Below are 19,064 nucleotides of genomic sequence, written 5' to 3' on the forward strand. Positions count from 1 at the left end.
TTTTCTTTATTATTTATGACAATAAAATAAAAATTCTTCTGGCTTTCTTAATTCTCCAAATTTATGAATTTGGTCTTTCTTTTTATAAAACATTTCAATAATTGCATCTAATAAGAATTTTTTTCTTAAAAGTGGCGCTATAAATTGTACATATAATGCACCTAATACACCAAAGATTAATAACAATGAATTAATTATATAAGTTCCTTCAAAACTAAACTGTGGAGCACGAGCTGACTCCGTACTAAAACGAGTAACACCATAAAAGAAAAAATATGACATTGAAATAAAGCCTATTTTTAATTGTTTAATGTAAGACAAGCCAAAATAAATAAAAACAAAAACAATTACATTAAAGAATGATTCATATAGAAATAAAGGTTGATAAATTGTAAATAGAGTTTTATTGCCCTCAATGAAATAATGTTTCATTCCTTCGAAAACAGCTGGCATAGCTTTTTTTAATCATTGTAAATCGTTAACAGTACTTTCAGCACCAAATATTTCACCGTTAATAAAATTTCCTCAACGCCCTAATGCCTGACCAATTAAAATTGTTGGAATAATAGCATCCGCATATATTCACATACTAGGTTGGCGAATAACAACATTGCCATCAGCATCAATATCTCGAATGTGATATTTAGGCATGCGCAAAATAAGAGGAAAATAAACTGCAGCACTTAATACCCCAGCAATCACCCCGCCTTGAATCGCTAACCCTCCACTTCTAAAATCAAAAAAATCTTTAGCATCACCGATTGCTAATGATCATAAACGAGCACCAATAATTGTCATGGGAATTGCTAAAAAAATATAATAAAATCCTGGATCATAAGGCACTTTATAATGAAATTTTAAACGTAGACTATATGTTAGTATAGCAATTAAAAAACCGCATACAAAGATGATTCCATATCAATATATATTAAAATTGCTACCAATACTAAAAGCTACTCGATGTGCAACAACATCATTAACTAATGTGCTTTCTGGATTAATAATTTCTAATTGCATTTAAATCCCCTTTTTATTAATTTGTAAAATAAATTCTTCAGCTGAATTATAACCTGATGTTTTTAATTTATAATCAGTAATGGCTGTCTCAATGATATCTGAAATACTTCTTCCTTCGATAACCGGAATATAATAATGGGCTATTTTTGTTTCTAAAAATTCTTTGTGTTGAATTTCACGACCAAAACGTTCAAACTTGATTTTTTCATGTTTAGCTGGTTTTATTAATTCAATAACTATTTCAATTTTTGTTGATTCAATCATTCGTTCAATACCGAAAGAACGTGAAAAATTCATAATACCTAAACCTCTAATTTCAATAAAATCTTTAGTCGAATCTTCAGCTCTTCCATATAGATTACCTCCAATTCTATTAACTAAAATAGCATCATCACCTACAAAAATATGACCTTTTTTAACTAATTCAATTGCTAACTCAGATTTACCAACACCTGATTCCCCCATTAAAATAACGCCGATTCCAAAAACAGATAATAATGTTCCGTGAACTAATGATTGGTGTGAAAGTTTTTGACTAATGTAACTATTAATTGTAAAATTTAATTCATAAAAACTATATTTAACCTCTACAATTGGAATTTTATAGCGCTCTGCTAATTTTAACAAAATTCCAGCATGTTTAAAATTTTTACCAAAAATAATTAATGGTGGATTTAAATCTAAAATTTTTCCTAATTTTTTAGAAATGATCGTTTCTGAAAATTTATTAAAATAATTGCTTTCTTTTGAACCAAAATAAACAATATTTCAAATCTCTTTAAACAAAATTTCGCCAGCTAATTCAAATCCAACACGTGTAATTCCTGTTGTAGAAATCTCACGATCAATATAGTCAGAATTTGCAACAACGTTTAAATTAAACTTTCTAACAACTTGACTAACAAATAATTTACCACGAATTTCCATTAATTATTATCTACCTATTTCTCAATAACATTATGATCATCGATAATATCAACATTAGAGTTGCTAATATTATCGCTTTTATTGTATGATATTAAACTAATTAATTCATCATCATTAACATGCATATAAATATTTTCTTGAACACGATAAGCTTTTTCTTTATTAATTTGTTTACCAAAGAATTTGATTAATGAAATGATTTTATTTTCACTTGGATTAATAATTTTATGATCAATTAAAAAGTAGTAAATTAAATAATATTGAACCATATCGTCTTGACGAATAAAGTAGTCATATTTGTATTTATTTTTTTTAAATTCAATATATGATAAATCTATAAAATTAGCAAAAGAACTATGTTCTTTATTATATTTAATAACGAATTTTTTAAAATCATAAACCTCATTTAAACTTCAAGAACTAATTATTTTACGAACACGATTGCGTTCGTATATATCTAATTCATTTGTTTCGTCAATACCATACTTAATTTTATTTTCATCACAATAGCGTTGTAATGTTTGTTTACGCACAAATAAAACCGGACGTTTAACAATTATGCCATTAATAACATTACTTTCCTTAATGCCATAAAATAAGGCTTTTGATTGGCGAGCTCGTTGCATATATGCCGTTTCTAAAAAATCATCAAAATTATGCGCTATATACAAATTTTCAATATTATATTTTTTACCAATTTCTTTGAAAAAATCATAACGAATTAAACGTGCTTTTGTTTGAAAATTATCAATATGACCATAACGTTCATAAACTTTTTCATCAACATCTAAAATTTCAATTATTAAATTATTTTTTCTACAAAAATCGACAACTATTTGCTGATCACGATCGGATGATTCGCGTTTATGATAATTCACATGACAAACAACACGAATATTTCTTTTGTACATATTTAACATTGCCATAGAATCTGGACCACCAGAAACAGCAGCTAAGTATTTTTTATTACTAATTCTATTAATTAAATTTGTTCATAACTTTATCAAAATCTTCACCAATCGCTGCTAATGTAGCTAAAGCGCCCTTTATAATAGCTGGTTTAATTATAACTAATTCGTCAATCTTAAAATTCGATAAGACATATTGATCTAATTTTATATGTGGATCTTTATCAATTCCTATACGAATGCGTTTAATTTCATCTGTTTTTAAAATGTTAATAATATTTTTAATTCCATTTTGCCCTCCTGAGGACCCCTTTTTTCTCAATTTTATCGTTCCTAATTTCGTATCAACATCATCATAAATAACTATTAAATTTTTAATTGGAATATTATAAAAATTAAGCATTTTGATAACAAATTCACCACTTAAATTCATGTAAGTTGTTGGTTGACAAAAAAACACTATGGAATTGTTATAAATTGTTTTAGTAAAAATTCCATTAAATTTTGAACTATCTAGAGACAAATTAAGTTTGTTGCAAATCTCATTAATAACCATAAAGCCAACATTATGTCTTGTTTTTGCATAGTTTGATCCTGGATTACCTAATCCAACAATTAAATATTTTTCCACATTTAATACCCATATTATAAACGTACAATGTTTATAAATCTCTTCAATAAAATTATTATATAATAGATGAATTTTAAGTTATGCACATTTAAACACTTAATAATAATATTAATAATTAAAAATAAATAAATAAAAAATAAATTATATTTTAAAGCATCACGCTTTTTTGAATTTATATCTTTTATAATATAAATAATAAAAAATGAGGATTTTAATAAAACATGGAAGTTTTTATTTCTATAAAAAAATTAATTGAAGCAATAAAATTTAGTACAACAATTGCTAATACAAACAATGCAAATGCTTTATTATTAGGTGTTTTGATTGAAGTTAGTCAAAATAAAATTAGTTTTAAGACGACAAATAATCAAGTGAGTGGTTATAAAGAAATTACTGAAGGATTTGAATATTTTAATAGTGGAAAAGTTTTAGTTACAGCTAAGATTATTTTAGGATTAATTTCTAAGCTTAAAGATAAATCTGTTTTATTAAAACAAATTGACACAAATATTTTATTAATTAAAACTGAAAATTTTGAAACTCAAATTAATACAATGAATATTGAAGGCTTTCCTAATTTAAACTTTAGTTTAGAAGATTACGTTAAAATCAGTTTGCCGCATCAAATTATGCAAGAGATTAATACAAAGGTTTTACCCAACGTTTTGAACAGTCAAGGAATTGAAAAAATTCAACCGATTTCTGGAATTTTGATTGATACTCAAACTTTAGAAAATAAGTTGATTGCTATTGGTACAGATAAAATTAAAGCTTCATGTTTAATAAGAGAATATATGGGTGAAAAATTTAAATTTATTGTCTCTTATTCAACAATGAAATTGATTATCGAAATCCTTAAAAATGTTGAATATAGTAATAATCAAACTGTTGATTTTTATGTTCGAAGTAGAAGTTTAATTTTTAAAATTAATGATGCAATTTTACAAACAAGAATGATTGATGGTGTTTATCCAAATATTTACTCAATTTTTGATGAAACAAATGAAGAAAATACATATGTTTTTGATCGTCGTTTATTGATAGAAATTATTGAACGGGGTATGAATATTGTTATGCAAGAACAAAACCCTAAAATTAGTATTAGAATAGACAAAAATGAAGCAGAAATCAGTTTAACAACTTTTGAAATTGGTAATATGAAAGAAAAAATGTCAATAGTTAATTTAAACAATAAAAGTGCTGAGTTTATTTTAAACCCTAGTTTGCTAGCTCATGTTTTAAAAAATTTTGATAACAACGATGTAACTTTTAAAGTTAAAGATGAAATTTTAAGACCTATTATTTTTATCGATACCAAAGATGTTGGATTTAAACAGATTTTATCAAGAATAAAAAATTAAAGAAAACAGTTTATTATTATTTAAATATTAATATTTTTCTAATAAATATCACTTACATTTACTAGTTGTTTAACCAAATTTTTAATATTTTATATATGTTATAATAAATATGTATTACTACAAATATTTTAAGACCTATGAAAAAAATTTTTATATCAACAGAGTATGTGACTTTAAACCAATTTTTAAAAATAGCTGGATTGATTAATAATGGTGGTCAAGCTAAATTTTGATTGTTGGAAAATAAAGTTATGGTTGATGAAAAAATAGAAAATAGACGTGGTCGTAAATTATATGATCAAATGATTATTAAAATAAAAAATCAATTGTATCAAATAGTTAAAACTAATGAGTAGATAGGAGTTTTATGAACGATTCTAATAAAGAAAAAAAATACACCGCCGAAAGTATTAAAGTACTAGAAGGTTTAGAAGCAGTACGAAAACGTCCTGGTATGTACATTGGTTCAACCCAATCAGAGGGTCTACACCATATGATTTGAGAAATTGTTGATAATTCAATTGATGAGGCTATGGGCGGATTTGCAACAATTGTTAGAGTTATTCTAAAAAAAGACGGATCAGTACGTGTAGAAGATGATGGACGCGGAATTCCAATTGAAATTCACGAAAAAACAGGCTTATCAGGTGTTGAAACAGTATTAACAGTTTTACATGCTGGTGGTAAGTTTGATAATGATAGTTATAAAGTGTCTGGTGGATTACATGGTGTTGGTGCCTCTGTTGTTAATGCTTTAAGTAAAAATTTTAAGGTTTGAGTAAACAAGAATCATGTTCAATATTATGTTGAATTTATCAATGGCGGTCATGCTATTGAGCCACTAAAACCGATTAATAATAAAGATGTTAAAGAAAAAGGAACAACAATTGAATTTATTCCAGATTTTGAAATTATGGAAGAAAATGAGTGAGATGAGCTTAAAATAATGGCTCGTTTAAAGCAATTAGCTTATCTTAACAAAGGTGTTAACATTGAATTTGAATCAGAATTAACTAACCGTAAAGAAAAATGACATTATGAAGGTGGTTTAAAAGAATATATAACAGATTTAAATGCTGAAAAAGAACCATTATTTGATTTAATTGTTTATGGAGAAGAAGAAAAAGAAGTTAGAGTTCCAGGACATAACGAGCAAACTTATAACATTAAATGTGAAGTTGCATTTCAATATAATAATTCATACAATAACTCAACCCATTCATTTTGTAATAACATCAATACCACTGAAGGTGGAACACACGAAGAAGGTTTTAAATTAGCGATTACGCGTTTATTAAATAAATATGCGGTCGATAAAAAATATTTAAAAGACACTGATGATAAAATCACTAAAGAAGACGTTAGTGAAGGATTAACAGCAATTATTTCAGTTAAGCATCCTAATCCTCAATATGAAGGTCAAACAAAAAAGAAATTAGGTAATAGTGAAGTTCGTCCTTATGTTAATGAAATCACATCTATTATTTTTGAAAAATTTTTAAATGAAAATCCTGAAGAATCAAAAAAAATTGTTGCTAAGGTTATGCAAGCTGCTGAAGCACGACGACGTTCACATGAAGCACGTGAAGCTACACGGCGTAAATCACCTTTTGAATCAAATTCATTACCTGGTAAATTAGCTGACTGCTCAAATCGTGATTCAAGTGTTACTGAAATTTATATTGTCGAAGGAGATTCAGCGGGTGGTTCAGCAAAAACAGGTCGTGAGCGTGAATTTCAAGCAATTTTACCACTGCGTGGAAAGATTATTAATGTTGAAAAAGCTAAAATTGATAAGATTTTTGCTAATGAAGAAATTCAAAATATGATTACTGCTTTTGGAGCAGGAATAGGTCCTGAATTTAATATTGAAAAATTAAGATATTCAAAAATTATTATTATGACTGATGCGGATGTTGATGGCAGTCATATTCGAATTTTATTGCTAACATTTTTTTATCGATACATGTTGCCATTGATTCAAAATGGAAATGTTTATATAGCGCAACCACCATTGTATAAAGTAAGTTATGCTAAAACAATTAAATACGCATATTCTGATCAAGAGTTAGAAAGAATTAAATCAACAATATCAAATATTAAATATAACATTCAACGCTATAAAGGGTTAGGTGAAATGAATCCTGATCAATTGTGAGAAACAACAATGGATCCTAAAAATAGACTTTTATTAAAAGTTAATATTGAAGACGCTGCAATTGCTGATAAAACATTTTCTCTATTAATGGGTGATGATGTAGCTCCAAGAAAAGAATTTATTGAAAAAAATGCAAAATATGTAAAAAATATTGATGCTTAAAATTGAGGTATATAAAATATTATGGCATTAAAAAAACCAAAAAAAAGTCGTTTAACCACCGAAGAAATTAAGCAACAATTAGAAGGTTCAACGATTAAAGAACAATCAATTACAAAAGAAGTCGAAACATCATTTTTAGATTATTCAATGTCTGTAATCGTTGCACGTGCTTTGCCTGATGTGCGTGATGGATTTAAGCCCGTGCATCGCCGAGCTTTATTTGCTGCTTTCGAAAACGGAATGACACATGATAAGCCTTATAAAAAATCTGCACGTTGAGTTGGGGATGTAATTGGAAAATATCATCCACATGGAGATCAAGCTGTTTATCAAACTATTGTAAGAATGGCACAAGACTTTTCAATGCGTTATTTATTAGTTGATGGTCATGGTAATTTTGGTTCGATTGATGGTGATAGTGCAGCTGCGATGCGTTATACAGAAGCACGATTATCAAAAATCTCTTATGAATTATTAAAATACATTGATAAAGAAACAGTAGATTTTGTACCTAATTATGATGCATCAGAACAAGAACCAAGTGTTTTACCATCAGGTTTTCCAAATTTATTAACAAATGGAACTACAGGAATAGCTGTTGGGATGGCAACAAATATTCCACCACATAATTTAACTGAAGTTTGTCAAGCAATAAAAGCTTATGCTAAAAACCATAATGTTACTATTTCTGAAATTATGGAATATCTAAAAGGTCCTGATTTTCCAACAGGCGCTGAAATTTATGGTGATAGCGGTATTATTAAATATTTTAATACAGGTCGTGGTTCAGTAACAATTCGTTCAAAATATGAAATTGAAGATATTGGGCAAGGACGTGTAGCAATTGTTGTGACAGAAATTCCTTATATGGTTAATAAAGCTAATTTAATTGAAAAAATTGTTGAATTAGTAACAAACAAACAAATCGAAGGAATTTCTGATTTACGTGACGAGTCAAGTCGTGATGGAATTCGAATTGTTATTGAAGTTAAACGTGATGTTATACCTGAAGTTTTATTAAACAAATTATTTAAAACAACACCTTTACAAACAAATTTTAGTGTTAATAATTTAGCTTTAGTTAATGGTGTACCAATGGTATTAAACATTAAGGAAATGATTAAATACTATTTTGAACACCAAATTGAGATTTTAGTAAGAAGAACAAATTTTGATTTAAAAAAAGCAAAAGAACGAATTCATATTGTTGAAGGTTTAGTAATTGCTGTTAATAATATCGATGAAGTAATTAAAATTATTAAAGCCTCAGGTGATGATGATATTGCTTCAAAATCACTAATTCAACGTTTCGATTTAACAGAATTGCAAACGAAAGCAATTTTAGAAATGCGTTTACGCGCTTTAACAGGACTAAATATTGATAAATTAAAAAAAGAATATGAAGATTTAATATTAGTTATTAAAGATTTAGAAGATGTTTTAAACAACTACAATCGTCAAGTTAATATTATTTGTGAAAATTTAGATTATTTAATTGAAAAATTTGGTGATGAGCGTCGTACAGAAATTATGTATGGAGTTAGTTCGCATATTGATGATGAAGATTTAATACCAGTCGAAGATATTGTTGTAACAATGTCAAAACGTGGTTATTTTAAACGTTTGCCAATTGATACATATAAAAATCAACGACGTGGTGGTGTAGGTGTACAAGGATTAAAAACGTATGAGGATGATGATGTTGAAAAAATCTTAGTTGCTAATACCCATACAGATTTATTATTCTTTTCTGATTTAGGTCGTGTTTATCGATTACGAGGACATGAAGTACCATTGGGATCACGACAATCAAAAGGAATTCCAGCAATTAATTTTTTACCAATTGAAAAAAGTGAAAGCATTTTAACTATTTTACCAATAGATAATTATGATCAAGGTTCATTATTCTTTACAACAAGTAAAGGAATTATAAAACGAGCTAATCTAAGTGATTTCGAGTCAATTCGTGCTAATGGTAAAATTGCTATTACTTTAAAAGATGGTGATAAATTATTTTCAGTAATGCAAACACTAGGTAATGATGAAGTATTTATCGGCGCATCAAATGGTAATGTAATTCGTTTCAATGAAAATGATGCACGTGAAATGGGAAGAATTGCGACAGGTGTTAAAGGAATTAATTTAGAAAATGATGAATATGTTGTAGGAACAGGGTTATCTAGTCATGGAGAATATGTTTTAGCTGTTGGTTCTAAAGGATTAGGTAAATTAACTGACATCAATGATTATCGTTTAACTAAGCGTGGAGCAAAAGGTGTTAATACACTAAAAGTAAATGATAAAACAGGTAACTTAGTAAGTATTAAAGTTGTTAATCGTGAAGAAGAAGCTTTAATTATTACAACTAGTGGAAAAGTTATTCGTTTATCGATTAAAGACATTAGTGTAATTGGAAGAAATACATCAGGAGTTAAATTAATTTCATTAGAAAATAAAGAAGAAGTAAAATCAATTGCTATCTTTAAAAAAGAAGAAATTAATGATGAACAATTATTACAAGAAAATGATTACAATCTAAAATAAATGACAATAAAAACTACTTTAAAAAATAAAGTTATACTTTACTTTTTCTAAAAGTGGTTTTTATTATCTAAACTAATAATTATTCAATTTGAAAGGATTTTAAAATAATGAATGTGGCTTTAGAACTAATTAATTTACTAAAAGAAAGACGTTTAAGATTGAGTGTTTGCGAATCAGCAAGTTGTGGAGCTTTATCATCATCAATTGGTGAAGTTGCAGGTGCTTCAAGTGTTTTTGCAGGTGGTTTTATTAGTTATAGTAATGAAGTAAAAATTAAATTAGTAGGAGTGAGTGAAAAAACAATTTTTAAATATGGCGCTGTTTCTGAACAAACTGCTAAAGAAATGTGTTTACAAACAAATCAAAAGTTTAATACTGATATTGCAATTTCAATTACAGGAAATGCTGGACCACAGGGAAGCGAAAATAAAGAAGTAGGTTTATTTTACATTGGAATCGCAATTAAAGATTTTGCAATTGTAAAAAAAGTCACATTAAATTCAAATGAACGTACTTTTAATCGTTTTTCTATAGCATGAGAAGCAATTAGTTATTTAATTGAATTGATAAAAAAATAATTTTACTAATTCTTTAAATAGGATAGGTGAATAAATTTATGAAAGAAAATAATAATCTTGAGAAATTAGATCCAATTGCAACACTTGAAACAAAATTTGCTAAATCATCTTATTTTATTGCTGATGAAATAAAAGATGAAAAAATTAATGCAATATCTACAGGATCAATTCATATAGATCAAATAACAGGAATTAATGGAATTCCAGTAGGAAAAATTACAGAAATTTATGGTAATGAATCATCAGGTAAAACTACAATTGCTTTACAAACAATTGCTGAATGTCAAAAAACTGGTGGGACAGTAGTTTTGTTAGATCTTGAGGGCTCATTTGATATTAATTATGCCAAAAGTCTAAAAGTCGATTTAACAAAATTAATCATTACGCAACCTCAAACAGGTGAACAGGCTTTTGATATGATTGAAACATTGATTAAAACAAATTCAATAGATTTAATAGTTATTGATTCAGTTGCTGCAATGCTCCCAGAAAGCGAATATCAAGCAAATATGAATGAAGCATTGATGGGAGCACACGCTCGCTTAATGTCAAAAGGTTTACGTAAAATTCAACCATTAATTAATAAAAGTAAAACAGCCATTATTTTTATTAATCAATTACGTGAAAAAATTAATACTTTTTTTGGCAATCCTGAAATGACCACAGGCGGTAAAGCTTTAAAATTTTATGCTAGTTTGAGAATAGAAACCAAAAAAGCAGATTTAATTAAAGAGGGTATTAATAAAATTGGTATAAAAACAAAAGTAACAACAGTTAAAAACAAATTAGCACCACCGTTACAAACATGTTTTATTGATATTTTTTTTGGTTCTGGTTTCGATTATAATAATGAAATTATAGATTTTGCAATCCAATATGGCGTCTTGAAAAAAAACGGTTCTTGATTTTATTTTAATGATAATAAAATAGGGCAAGGGCGAGAACAATTAAAAAATACACTATCAAAAAACAATGAACTTTTTATACAAATTTCAGAAAAAACTTTGGAGTTTGTCAATAATGAAAAAAGCAATTGACAATAACTTGTAATATAATTATTATTGGTGATATAAGATGGGTTATTTAATAGCATTTATTATATTACTAATATTATTTGTATTGCTGATTACCATTGTTCCAGTTGTAATGGTAGTTTATCTTAAGAAAAAACAACTGAAATTAACTTTTGTTCCAAAAAGCCAAACTTCTTTTAAAAAAATAGTTCAAAAAACTAAAGATTTAGAAGAAGAATGTGAAGATTTAAATAATAAAAATAATGAATTAAAAAAAGCAATTAGTGATCAAAATTTACAAATTGATTTACTCAAAAAAAACAATGAAAATTTTTTACTAAATGCCACAAGTTTAACAGCTGAACAAGCGAAAAAAGAACTTTTTAATTTATTAAAAATAAAATTTAAAAAAGAGCTTGCTCAAGAATATGCAAAAATTAAACACGAATTTAATGAAGCCCAAGAAATTTATGCTCAAAACATTCTAGTAGAAACAATGGAGCAAATTGCTGAGCCTTTAATTGTTGAAAGATCTTTATTTAATATTGACATTATTGATGAAAATCTAAAAGGAAAAATTATTGGACGTGATGGACGTAATAAAGCAGTTTTTGAAAATGAAGGCGGAGTTGATCTAATTGTTGATCGACAACAGCCAATTGTAGGAATATCTACTCCAAATCCAATTCGTCGTGAAATAGCACGAATTGTTATGCAAAAATTAATTGATTCAAAAAATATTGATATTAATCGTATTGAATTACTTTTTAAAGAAGAACGTGAAAAGTTTGAAAAAAAAGTTTTTGAGATTGGTAAAAACGTCGTAGAACAAACATTAGGTTTTTTTGATTTACCTGAAGGAATTTATTCTTATATAGGGAGAATGAAATTTCGTAATTCTTATGGTCAAAATATTTTATCCCATTCATTAGAAGTTGCTGAATATGCTGAACGAATTGCTAAATTAATTAATATTGATCCTATAAAGGCAAAAAAAGCTGCATTTTTTCATGATATAGGAAAAACGATTGATTTTGAAAGTGACCTAGATCATGTAGAAGCGGGATTATTGATTGCTAAGAAATTTAATTTAGATGATTATATTTATAATGCAATTGAATCACATCATAACAAAGTAATTCCAACAACAATTTATGGTGCATTAGTTAAAATAGTTGATACGCTATCAGCAGCCAGACCAGGAGCACGTGTTAATTCTTATGATGAATATTACAGTCGTGTAAAAGAACTTGAAACAATATGTATGCGATTCGAAGGTGTTAAAAGCGCCTATGTCATTAAATCTGGTCGTCAATTACGTGTAATTGTTGATTCTAACTTGGTAAGTGATGAGCAATTAGAACTCTTAGGTCACGAGATCAAAGTTGCAATTGAAGAAAATGATTTATTAACAAATTATAAAATTAAGATCGTTTTAATTAAAGAAAAAAGGATTTCAATTGACACAAATATTATTGGATAGTATGAAATAATAAAAAAGAAGCAAGACTACCTTGTTTCTTTTTTATTATTTTCTTTTATATGTTTTTTATCTGAATTTTTATTTAGATATTTTTGTTTTGTTTGCTCGTCGTTGCGTAATGCTTTTGAAATTCCTCAAATACCAAACGACAAACTAATAGCAAAAATAATACCAACGATCAATCAAATTTTTGATTTATTATTTGTCTTGCTCATTTTCTAACTTTTGTAATATTTTTGTAACTTCATCAACGTTTTGTTCAACAGAATTGTTTGCATCTAAAACAACATAGTTAATACCAAAATCTTTACAAACATTAACCATATAATTTTTGTACATTTCTAATAAACGTTTGAAGTATGTTTCATTAATTGAAAAATTATCAATTTCAACTTTCCGGTTTCTTTTAAAAATTCTTTCTTTGAATAACTCTCAATCACCATCTAAAATGACGTAAAGTTTTGGAACTCCATGTTCATAGATTAATTCTTTGCAAACTCCTTGTCACAATCCATCATAATATGAAAATACAGAAGGTTTATCAATATTTGCATGCGCAAATAATCAATCTTCAAAAATACTACGATCAAAAATTGTTAAACTTTTACGGTTACAATTATTTTTGTAGTTTGCAAAACGATTTAAAACAAAATATAGTTGAAATAAAGACCCAAAAAGAACGTTATTCTCACGTTCATACATTTTTGCTAGTAATAAATCCATTAATTTATCACCCTCAACCATTTCATAAACCACATTTGATGGTTGATATTTTTCGTGTAAAGCTTGTGCTAAAGTAGATTTACCAAAAGCAATCATACCACCTATTGCAATAGAATTAGAAACCCTATTTTTTTTAAAAGATGGTGTTAAAAAATCTAATTTTTTATCTGACATATTTTAACCCTTATCATAAATATTTTTTTAGTTCATATTTTAGATTATACAAATAAAAAAACTAAAAAATAAAATTAAAAAAATAATTTTTTTATTATTAAAAAATGTTAATTTTATGGTATTTATAATAGATAAAAATTAAATTTTGTGCTAATTCTAATTTATAATTAAAACTAGTAGTTTTTAGGGGATAATAAATGAGCGAATCAACATTGTACCGTAAATATCGGCCACATAAATTTAAAAATGTAATAGGTCAAGATTTAATTAAACAAGCATTAATGAATGCTTGTTTAAACAACAAAATTACACATGCTTATATTTTTAGTGGACCACGAGGAATTGGAAAAACATCAATAGCTAGAATTTTTGCGTCTAGTATTAATTGTTTAAATCCTAATAAAGGTGATTGTTGCGGCAAATGTAGTGTTTGTGAAAGTATTCTCAAAGAACAAAGTGTTGATTTGATTGAATTAGATGCTGCTAGTAATAATGGTGTTGATCAAATACGTATTATTACTGATAATATAAATTATTTACCAACATTTTTTAAGTATAAAGTCTATATTATTGATGAAGCACATATGCTATCTACATCAGCATGAAATGCTTTATTAAAAACAGTTGAAGAACCACCACAACACGTTATTTTTATTTTTGCAACAACAGAGTACCAAAAAATTCCCTTAACAATTATTAGTCGTTGCCAACGTTATGATTTTAAGCGTTTAAATAACAGTGAATTACAAGAATTAATAGACTCTATCCTTACAAAAGAAGATATCAAAATTGATAATAATGCAATTGATAAATTAATTCAATTAGCTGATGGATCTGGGCGTGATTGTTTAAGCATTTTAGATCAATTAACAACGGTTAAAAAAAATATAGATCTTGATTTAATAAATAAAACTTTTGGTTTAGTTGACAACTTTAAAGTAATTTCTTTAATCGAATTAATTCAAAAAAACGACATTTTATTATTGCGTGAATTTATTTATGAATTATACAATCAAGGTGTTAATTTAGAAGCTTTTTGTGTGCAAATAATAAATGTTTTAATTGATTATTTAATTTATTTAAAAACAAACGATATAAATAATCTTAAAAAAGTATCAGTTGATGAATTAAAAAAAATGTTATTAATTAATTTTAATGGTAATTATTTGTTAAATAATTTTATTTCTTTATTTAATAATTTAAAAAAATCATTAAATCAAGTTTTTGAATTTGAAATTTATTTATATAAAATAATCAATGCTAATAATGATAAATTAGAAAATAAAAAAATAGAATTGTCAATTAACCCTGAAGAAAATAAAATTAATAATTCCCAAATAATAACGACAAAAAAAATCGATTGTTTTGAAGAAATAAATAAAAATACTGTTGATTTTGATAAGTTATACAAAACAAAAATTTTTTATCACAAAAAAATTAACAACCAGAATGATAAAGAATCAGGTATTAATCAAAAAGAAGAATTAAGTACAGAATTAGTTAATGATAATAAATTGATTTGCAATTCTAATGATATATTAGATAATTATGAACTAGCCAAACAAGCTTTTTTTAATAAAGACATTAAACTTTCAAAAGAAATGAGTCAAAAATTTAAAGATTTTAAAAATGAAGAAACCATTGAAAATAGTTATATTGATATTATTAAACAAGCTGATTTAGTACTTTGGTGCTCACCTAATGCACTAGTTTTAGGAGTAGAGTTTTTAGGATTAATTAATCGTATCAATAAAGTTACGCATTCATTTGAATTTATTAAAGAATTTGTTAAGAAATTTGATTCTATCAAGTTAGTTATTGCTATTAGCAAAAAACAAGCATTAAATATTATTAATATTAAAAAACAAGGTTTAAAAACTAATATAATTAATGATGTTTTAATTGATGATATTAAAATGTTATTAAAACAAGAAGAACAACGAAAACAAGAACAAACAGCGTTATTAAATGAAATTGAAGATGAGGAGTAAAATTTAAATGGACTTTCAAAAACTTGCACAAGAATTAAAAAAAATGCAAAACACTTTAAGTAAAAAACAAAAAGAATTTGAAGAAAAAGTGTTTGATTTTGATTATAAAGGATATGTACTTGTTAAAATCAAAGGTGATTTAAATATTGAAGCAATTGAAATAAAAACAGAAATAGTGGATCCTGAAGACAAAGAAACATTACAAGATATTTTACGTGCAGCGATCAATGAAGCAATCTCTATAACATGTAAAGAACGAGATGCGATTATGAATGCTACAATCCCTAAAGGAACAGGTCTTTTTTAGAATTAATTATGAGTAAACCAGTAGAATTTGAAATGCTTGTTGATGCACTTAAATCATTACCTGGTGTAGGAACAAAAAATGCTAATAAATGAGCATTTTTTTTGTTACAACAAGATCAAAAATACATTGATGATCTTATTAAAAGAATTAAAGAAGCAAAAACAAATATTTTAAAATGTAAGTATTGTGCTAATTTTACAAATAAAGACGAATGCGATATTTGTTTAAATGAATATCGTGATTTTACTAAATTAATGATTGTTACCACAAACGAGGATTTAGAAAGAATCGAATCAGCTAACATTTATAATGGCCTATATCATATTACAAATGGTGAAATCTCTTTAAGGAAAAACGTTGTTATTGAACATACAAACATTAAGACTATTAAAGAGCGTGTTTTAAATGGTAGTTTTAAAGAAATAATTATTGCTACAAGTTATACCCATGATGGGGAAGTTACGGCTGATTATATTATAAGAATGCTTGAAGACATTAAAGATTTACAAATTTATCGTATTGGCTTTGGTATTCCTTTAAATTCAAGCATTGATTATGCAGATGATGAAACTTTAAAGCAGTCTCTTATTAATAAACGGAAAATAAGAAATTAATTTTTTATTTTAAAACAATCTTTAATTATTCATTTTAAATGGGGGTTATAATAATTGTATAATTATAAGGAGGTTAAACATATGGGTTACGGTAAAGGATACTTAGCAATGTTTAAAAACAAGAAAGTAAGATTTAAGGTTGTAAATAGCTTTCCTGATCTAAAGGTTCAATTTGTTACATCATTTCCTGATTACAAAGTAAAGATTTCAAATTCATCTTCTTTTTGTGAGGAAACTATTAAAATTCAAGTTGTTACTAGCTTTCCTGATGTAAAATTACAAAAAGTTACATCATTCGGTGATTTTGAAGCTTATATTGACTAAGAACTAGATAATAAAAAATTTTTATTTTTTGATTGAGCTGGTGGTATGCTGGCTCATTTTTTTAATATATTTAATTTGAGAAGAGGCGAGTTAATTATGGCTAATGAGTATTATAATATGTGTGCCTTAGATGCACTCAAATTTGTGAAAAATAGAAATATGTTATTACCAGATATTCAAAGAGAATATGTTTGGGATACAACTGATATAGAAAAATTATTTGAATCTATAGTTGATGATTATCCAGTGGGTTCTTGTATATTTTGGAAAACAAATAAAAAAGTACTTAATGATGAAAAACCAAATCTTTATTATTTTATTTCTAAATATAAGCAAGGCGTAACTAAAAATGAAAAAGCACCAGAATTTGTATCTGATGAAACAGATTATTATATAGTATTAGATGGACAACAAAGAATTACATCTCTTAATATTGCATTGTTTGGATCGTTTACATCTAAGAAAAAAGGTAAAGGATATAGTGTAAAAAATTCTAAATCATGGGTAGAACGAGAACTATATTATAATTTATCTTTTTACGACAGCAATGAATTGGATGATGAAAATCCCATTAAAAGATTTGTATTTTTGTCTGAAGAAGAAGCAAAGAATGGTAATTATTATAAAGTTAAGCAAATAGTTAAAAGTGATAACTTAACTGATTATGTTGATACAATATCGAATTTTAATAAAAATGTAAAAACGGATTTAATGTGTTTGTATAGAAGAATTATGGAAGCGTCTGCCACTAGTGTAATTCATTATTATTGCATTGCAGAGAATACATATGATGAAGCACTAGATATTTTTGTTAGAGTAAATTCTACTGGAAGAAAACTATCAAAGTCCGATTTATTATTTTCTACATTAATTGATGGTTGGAAAGAAGGGAAGGAAAATATAGACACCTTATTGTCTGACTTAAATTCAGCTGGAGATGGATTTTCTTTTACAAGAGATTATTTAATGCGATTGGCTTTGGTATTAGTTGATGCAAATACTAATTTAAAAATTGATTCGTTAACTTCTAAAACAATAAAGGAAATCAGGGATAACTGGCAAAAAATAAAGAAAGCGCTAGAAAAATTATCTGAATTATTAGTTTCAATTGGCATGTGTGACGAAAATATGACCTCATATAATGCAACCATTCCACTGGCATATTATTTTTACAAAGGTGGCAAAATTGATACAGCAGAATCAAAAAAAGAAGCAAGAAAGTTCCTAGCCGTTTCAATGTCAAAAGGACTGTTTGGTGTAGCAAGTAATGATTCTTTGAATCAAAGCAGAACTGCTCTTAAGTCAGTAAATGAAAAAACTCCATTTTCATTAACTTTATTTAGTAGTATTACTTTAACGGGTAATAGAACATTTACTGCATCGAAAGATGATATTGAATATTGGTTGACGAAGTTTGAAAAAGGAAAAAACACATTCATAATTCTTTCTTTGCTTTATCCTAATTTAAAGTTAAGCCAAGTTGAGTTCCATCAGGATCACTGTCACCCTTATACTTCATTTGATGATAAAAACATTAAAAAATTAGGATTGACAGAAGATAAAATAAAAGAATGGCAGTTTAAAAGAAATTTAATTCCTAATTTGCAGTTTTTGGCAGGTAAGGAAAATGAGTCAAAAAATAAAAGGCCTTTATCAAATTGGGTTAAAGATGGAAATACCTTTGAATATAGACCAGAAAATGTTTCTCTTGAATTATCCAATTTTGATAAATTTTTTAATGAAAGAAAATCCCTTATAAAAAATAAGCTTTTGGATATTTTTGGTTTAAAAGCAAACTAAAAATAAATAAATGTATAAAAATCTAGATTTTACTCAGTTCTAAATAAATTAATTTCTGTATGAAGTGGAATTACATGGTTTTTTTGCTTGAATATTGTAAATATTCGTATGCTTTGATATAGTATTAATGCAAGCCAATGTGTATAGTGCTTTGCAGTACCTATGACCGATTAATGGTGGAGTGGTGCAAAAAAAATTATTTTTCTCTGATCTCAAAGGGTTGATGAAAGGAGGAACTTATTATGTCATCAAACAAAGTAGAAAGATTCGACTTGTTTAAGAACATAACATTATCATTTTGATAAATTAATATTTTGTTTAAGAATAGATAACATTTTAAATTCTTAGT

18 protein-coding genes are annotated in these 19,064 nt (G+C 26.6%); 12 read left to right on the forward strand and 6 right to left on the reverse strand.

Features of this window, described 5'->3' with window-relative positions; translation table 4 throughout:
• Positions 1-9: 9 nt before the first annotated feature.
• From lgt to pth, 4 genes are read right to left on the reverse strand one after another with little or no spacing between them, the layout of a single operon-like run.
• Positions 10-1,017 carry a prolipoprotein diacylglyceryl transferase gene (gene lgt / locus UPA3_RS00390; protein ID WP_006688652.1) on the reverse strand — a complete coding sequence of 336 codons (1,008 nt, stop codon included), beginning with the start codon at positions 1,015-1,017 and terminating at the stop codon, positions 10-12.
• Positions 1,018-1,944 carry an HPr(Ser) kinase/phosphatase gene (gene hprK / locus UPA3_RS00395; protein ID WP_006688665.1) on the reverse strand — a complete coding sequence of 309 codons (927 nt, stop codon included), beginning with the start codon at positions 1,942-1,944 and terminating at the stop codon, positions 1,018-1,020.
• 14 nt (positions 1,945-1,958) lie between these two features.
• Positions 1,959-2,951, reverse strand: a complete 993-nt coding sequence (gene tilS, locus UPA3_RS00400; RefSeq protein ID WP_006688449.1) for a tRNA lysidine(34) synthetase TilS — start codon at positions 2,949-2,951, stop codon at positions 1,959-1,961.
• Positions 2,923-3,483, reverse strand: coding sequence for an aminoacyl-tRNA hydrolase (gene pth, locus UPA3_RS00405; RefSeq protein WP_006688439.1), 561 nt, complete (start codon positions 3,481-3,483; stop codon positions 2,923-2,925). Before pth ends, tilS begins: the two co-directional genes overlap by 29 nt.
• A gap of 221 nt (positions 3,484-3,704) precedes the next feature.
• Between pth and UPA3_RS00410 the strand changes: the two genes are divergently transcribed.
• The 7 genes from UPA3_RS00410 (at position 3,705) to UPA3_RS00440 (ending at position 12,782) form a co-directional block, all read left to right on the forward strand.
• Entirely contained in the window at positions 3,705-4,844 is a 1,140-nt protein-coding gene (locus UPA3_RS00410) for a DNA polymerase III subunit beta (protein ID WP_006688589.1), read from the forward strand.
• Between the two features lie 137 nt (positions 4,845-4,981).
• On the forward strand, positions 4,982-5,200 hold the full coding sequence (gene yaaA / locus UPA3_RS00415) for a S4 domain-containing protein YaaA (RefSeq protein ID WP_006688669.1): 219 nt from the start codon (positions 4,982-4,984) through the stop codon (positions 5,198-5,200).
• An 11-nt stretch (positions 5,201-5,211) separates the two neighbouring features.
• The gene (gene gyrB, locus UPA3_RS00420; protein ID WP_006688798.1) at positions 5,212-7,164 is read left to right on the forward strand and encodes a DNA topoisomerase (ATP-hydrolyzing) subunit B; all 1,953 of its coding nucleotides are present in this window, start codon (positions 5,212-5,214) and stop codon (positions 7,162-7,164) included.
• A gap of 21 nt (positions 7,165-7,185) precedes the next feature.
• A complete protein-coding gene (gene gyrA, locus UPA3_RS00425; protein ID WP_006688806.1) occupies positions 7,186-9,708 on the forward strand; it encodes a DNA topoisomerase (ATP-hydrolyzing) subunit A in 2,523 nt (840 codons plus the stop codon).
• Positions 9,709-9,815: 107 nt separating this feature from the next.
• A complete protein-coding gene (locus UPA3_RS00430) occupies positions 9,816-10,286 on the forward strand; it encodes a CinA family protein (RefSeq protein WP_006688479.1) in 471 nt (156 codons plus the stop codon).
• A 38-nt stretch (positions 10,287-10,324) separates the two neighbouring features.
• A complete protein-coding gene (recA, locus tag UPA3_RS00435; protein ID WP_006688656.1) occupies positions 10,325-11,329 on the forward strand; it encodes a recombinase RecA in 1,005 nt (334 codons plus the stop codon).
• A gap of 31 nt (positions 11,330-11,360) precedes the next feature.
• Complete coding sequence (locus tag UPA3_RS00440) at positions 11,361-12,782, forward strand: ribonuclease Y (RefSeq protein WP_006688749.1); 1,422 nt, start codon at positions 11,361-11,363, stop codon at positions 12,780-12,782.
• Positions 12,783-12,808: 26 nt separating this feature from the next.
• On the opposite strand, the gene UPA3_RS00445 is transcribed toward UPA3_RS00440, so the two are convergent.
• Positions 12,809-12,997 (reverse strand): hypothetical protein, encoded by a 189-nt coding sequence (locus tag UPA3_RS00445; RefSeq protein ID WP_006688678.1) that lies wholly within the window; start codon positions 12,995-12,997, stop codon positions 12,809-12,811.
• On the reverse strand, positions 12,981-13,679 hold the full coding sequence (locus UPA3_RS00450; RefSeq protein WP_006688655.1) for a deoxynucleoside kinase: 699 nt from the start codon (positions 13,677-13,679) through the stop codon (positions 12,981-12,983). Before UPA3_RS00450 ends, UPA3_RS00445 begins: the two co-directional genes overlap by 17 nt.
• A gap of 197 nt (positions 13,680-13,876) precedes the next feature.
• On the opposite strand from UPA3_RS00450, the gene dnaX reads away from it, so the two are divergent.
• The 5 genes from dnaX to UPA3_RS00475 all read left to right on the forward strand — a co-directional run bounded on the left by dnaX (position 13,877) and on the right by UPA3_RS00475 (position 18,715).
• Complete coding sequence (dnaX, locus tag UPA3_RS00455; RefSeq protein ID WP_006688985.1) at positions 13,877-15,670, forward strand: DNA polymerase III subunit gamma/tau; 1,794 nt, start codon at positions 13,877-13,879, stop codon at positions 15,668-15,670.
• Between the two features lie 7 nt (positions 15,671-15,677).
• A complete protein-coding gene (locus tag UPA3_RS00460; RefSeq protein ID WP_006689002.1) occupies positions 15,678-15,977 on the forward strand; it encodes a YbaB/EbfC family nucleoid-associated protein in 300 nt (99 codons plus the stop codon).
• Positions 15,978-15,985: 8 nt separating this feature from the next.
• Positions 15,986-16,591 carry a recombination mediator RecR gene (gene recR / locus UPA3_RS00465; protein WP_006688992.1) on the forward strand — a complete coding sequence of 202 codons (606 nt, stop codon included), beginning with the start codon at positions 15,986-15,988 and terminating at the stop codon, positions 16,589-16,591.
• A gap of 81 nt (positions 16,592-16,672) precedes the next feature.
• Positions 16,673-16,915 carry a hypothetical protein gene (locus tag UPA3_RS00470; protein WP_006689098.1) on the forward strand — a complete coding sequence of 81 codons (243 nt, stop codon included), beginning with the start codon at positions 16,673-16,675 and terminating at the stop codon, positions 16,913-16,915.
• A gap of 96 nt (positions 16,916-17,011) precedes the next feature.
• Positions 17,012-18,715 (forward strand): DUF262 domain-containing protein, encoded by a 1,704-nt coding sequence (locus tag UPA3_RS00475; protein WP_006689055.1) that lies wholly within the window; start codon positions 17,012-17,014, stop codon positions 18,713-18,715.
• The last annotated feature ends 349 nt before the right edge of the window (positions 18,716-19,064 follow it).

Source organism: Ureaplasma parvum serovar 3 str. ATCC 27815, assembly GCF_000019345.1.
Lineage (GTDB): Bacteria > Bacillota_I > Bacilli_A > Mycoplasmatales > Mycoplasmoidaceae > Ureaplasma > Ureaplasma parvum.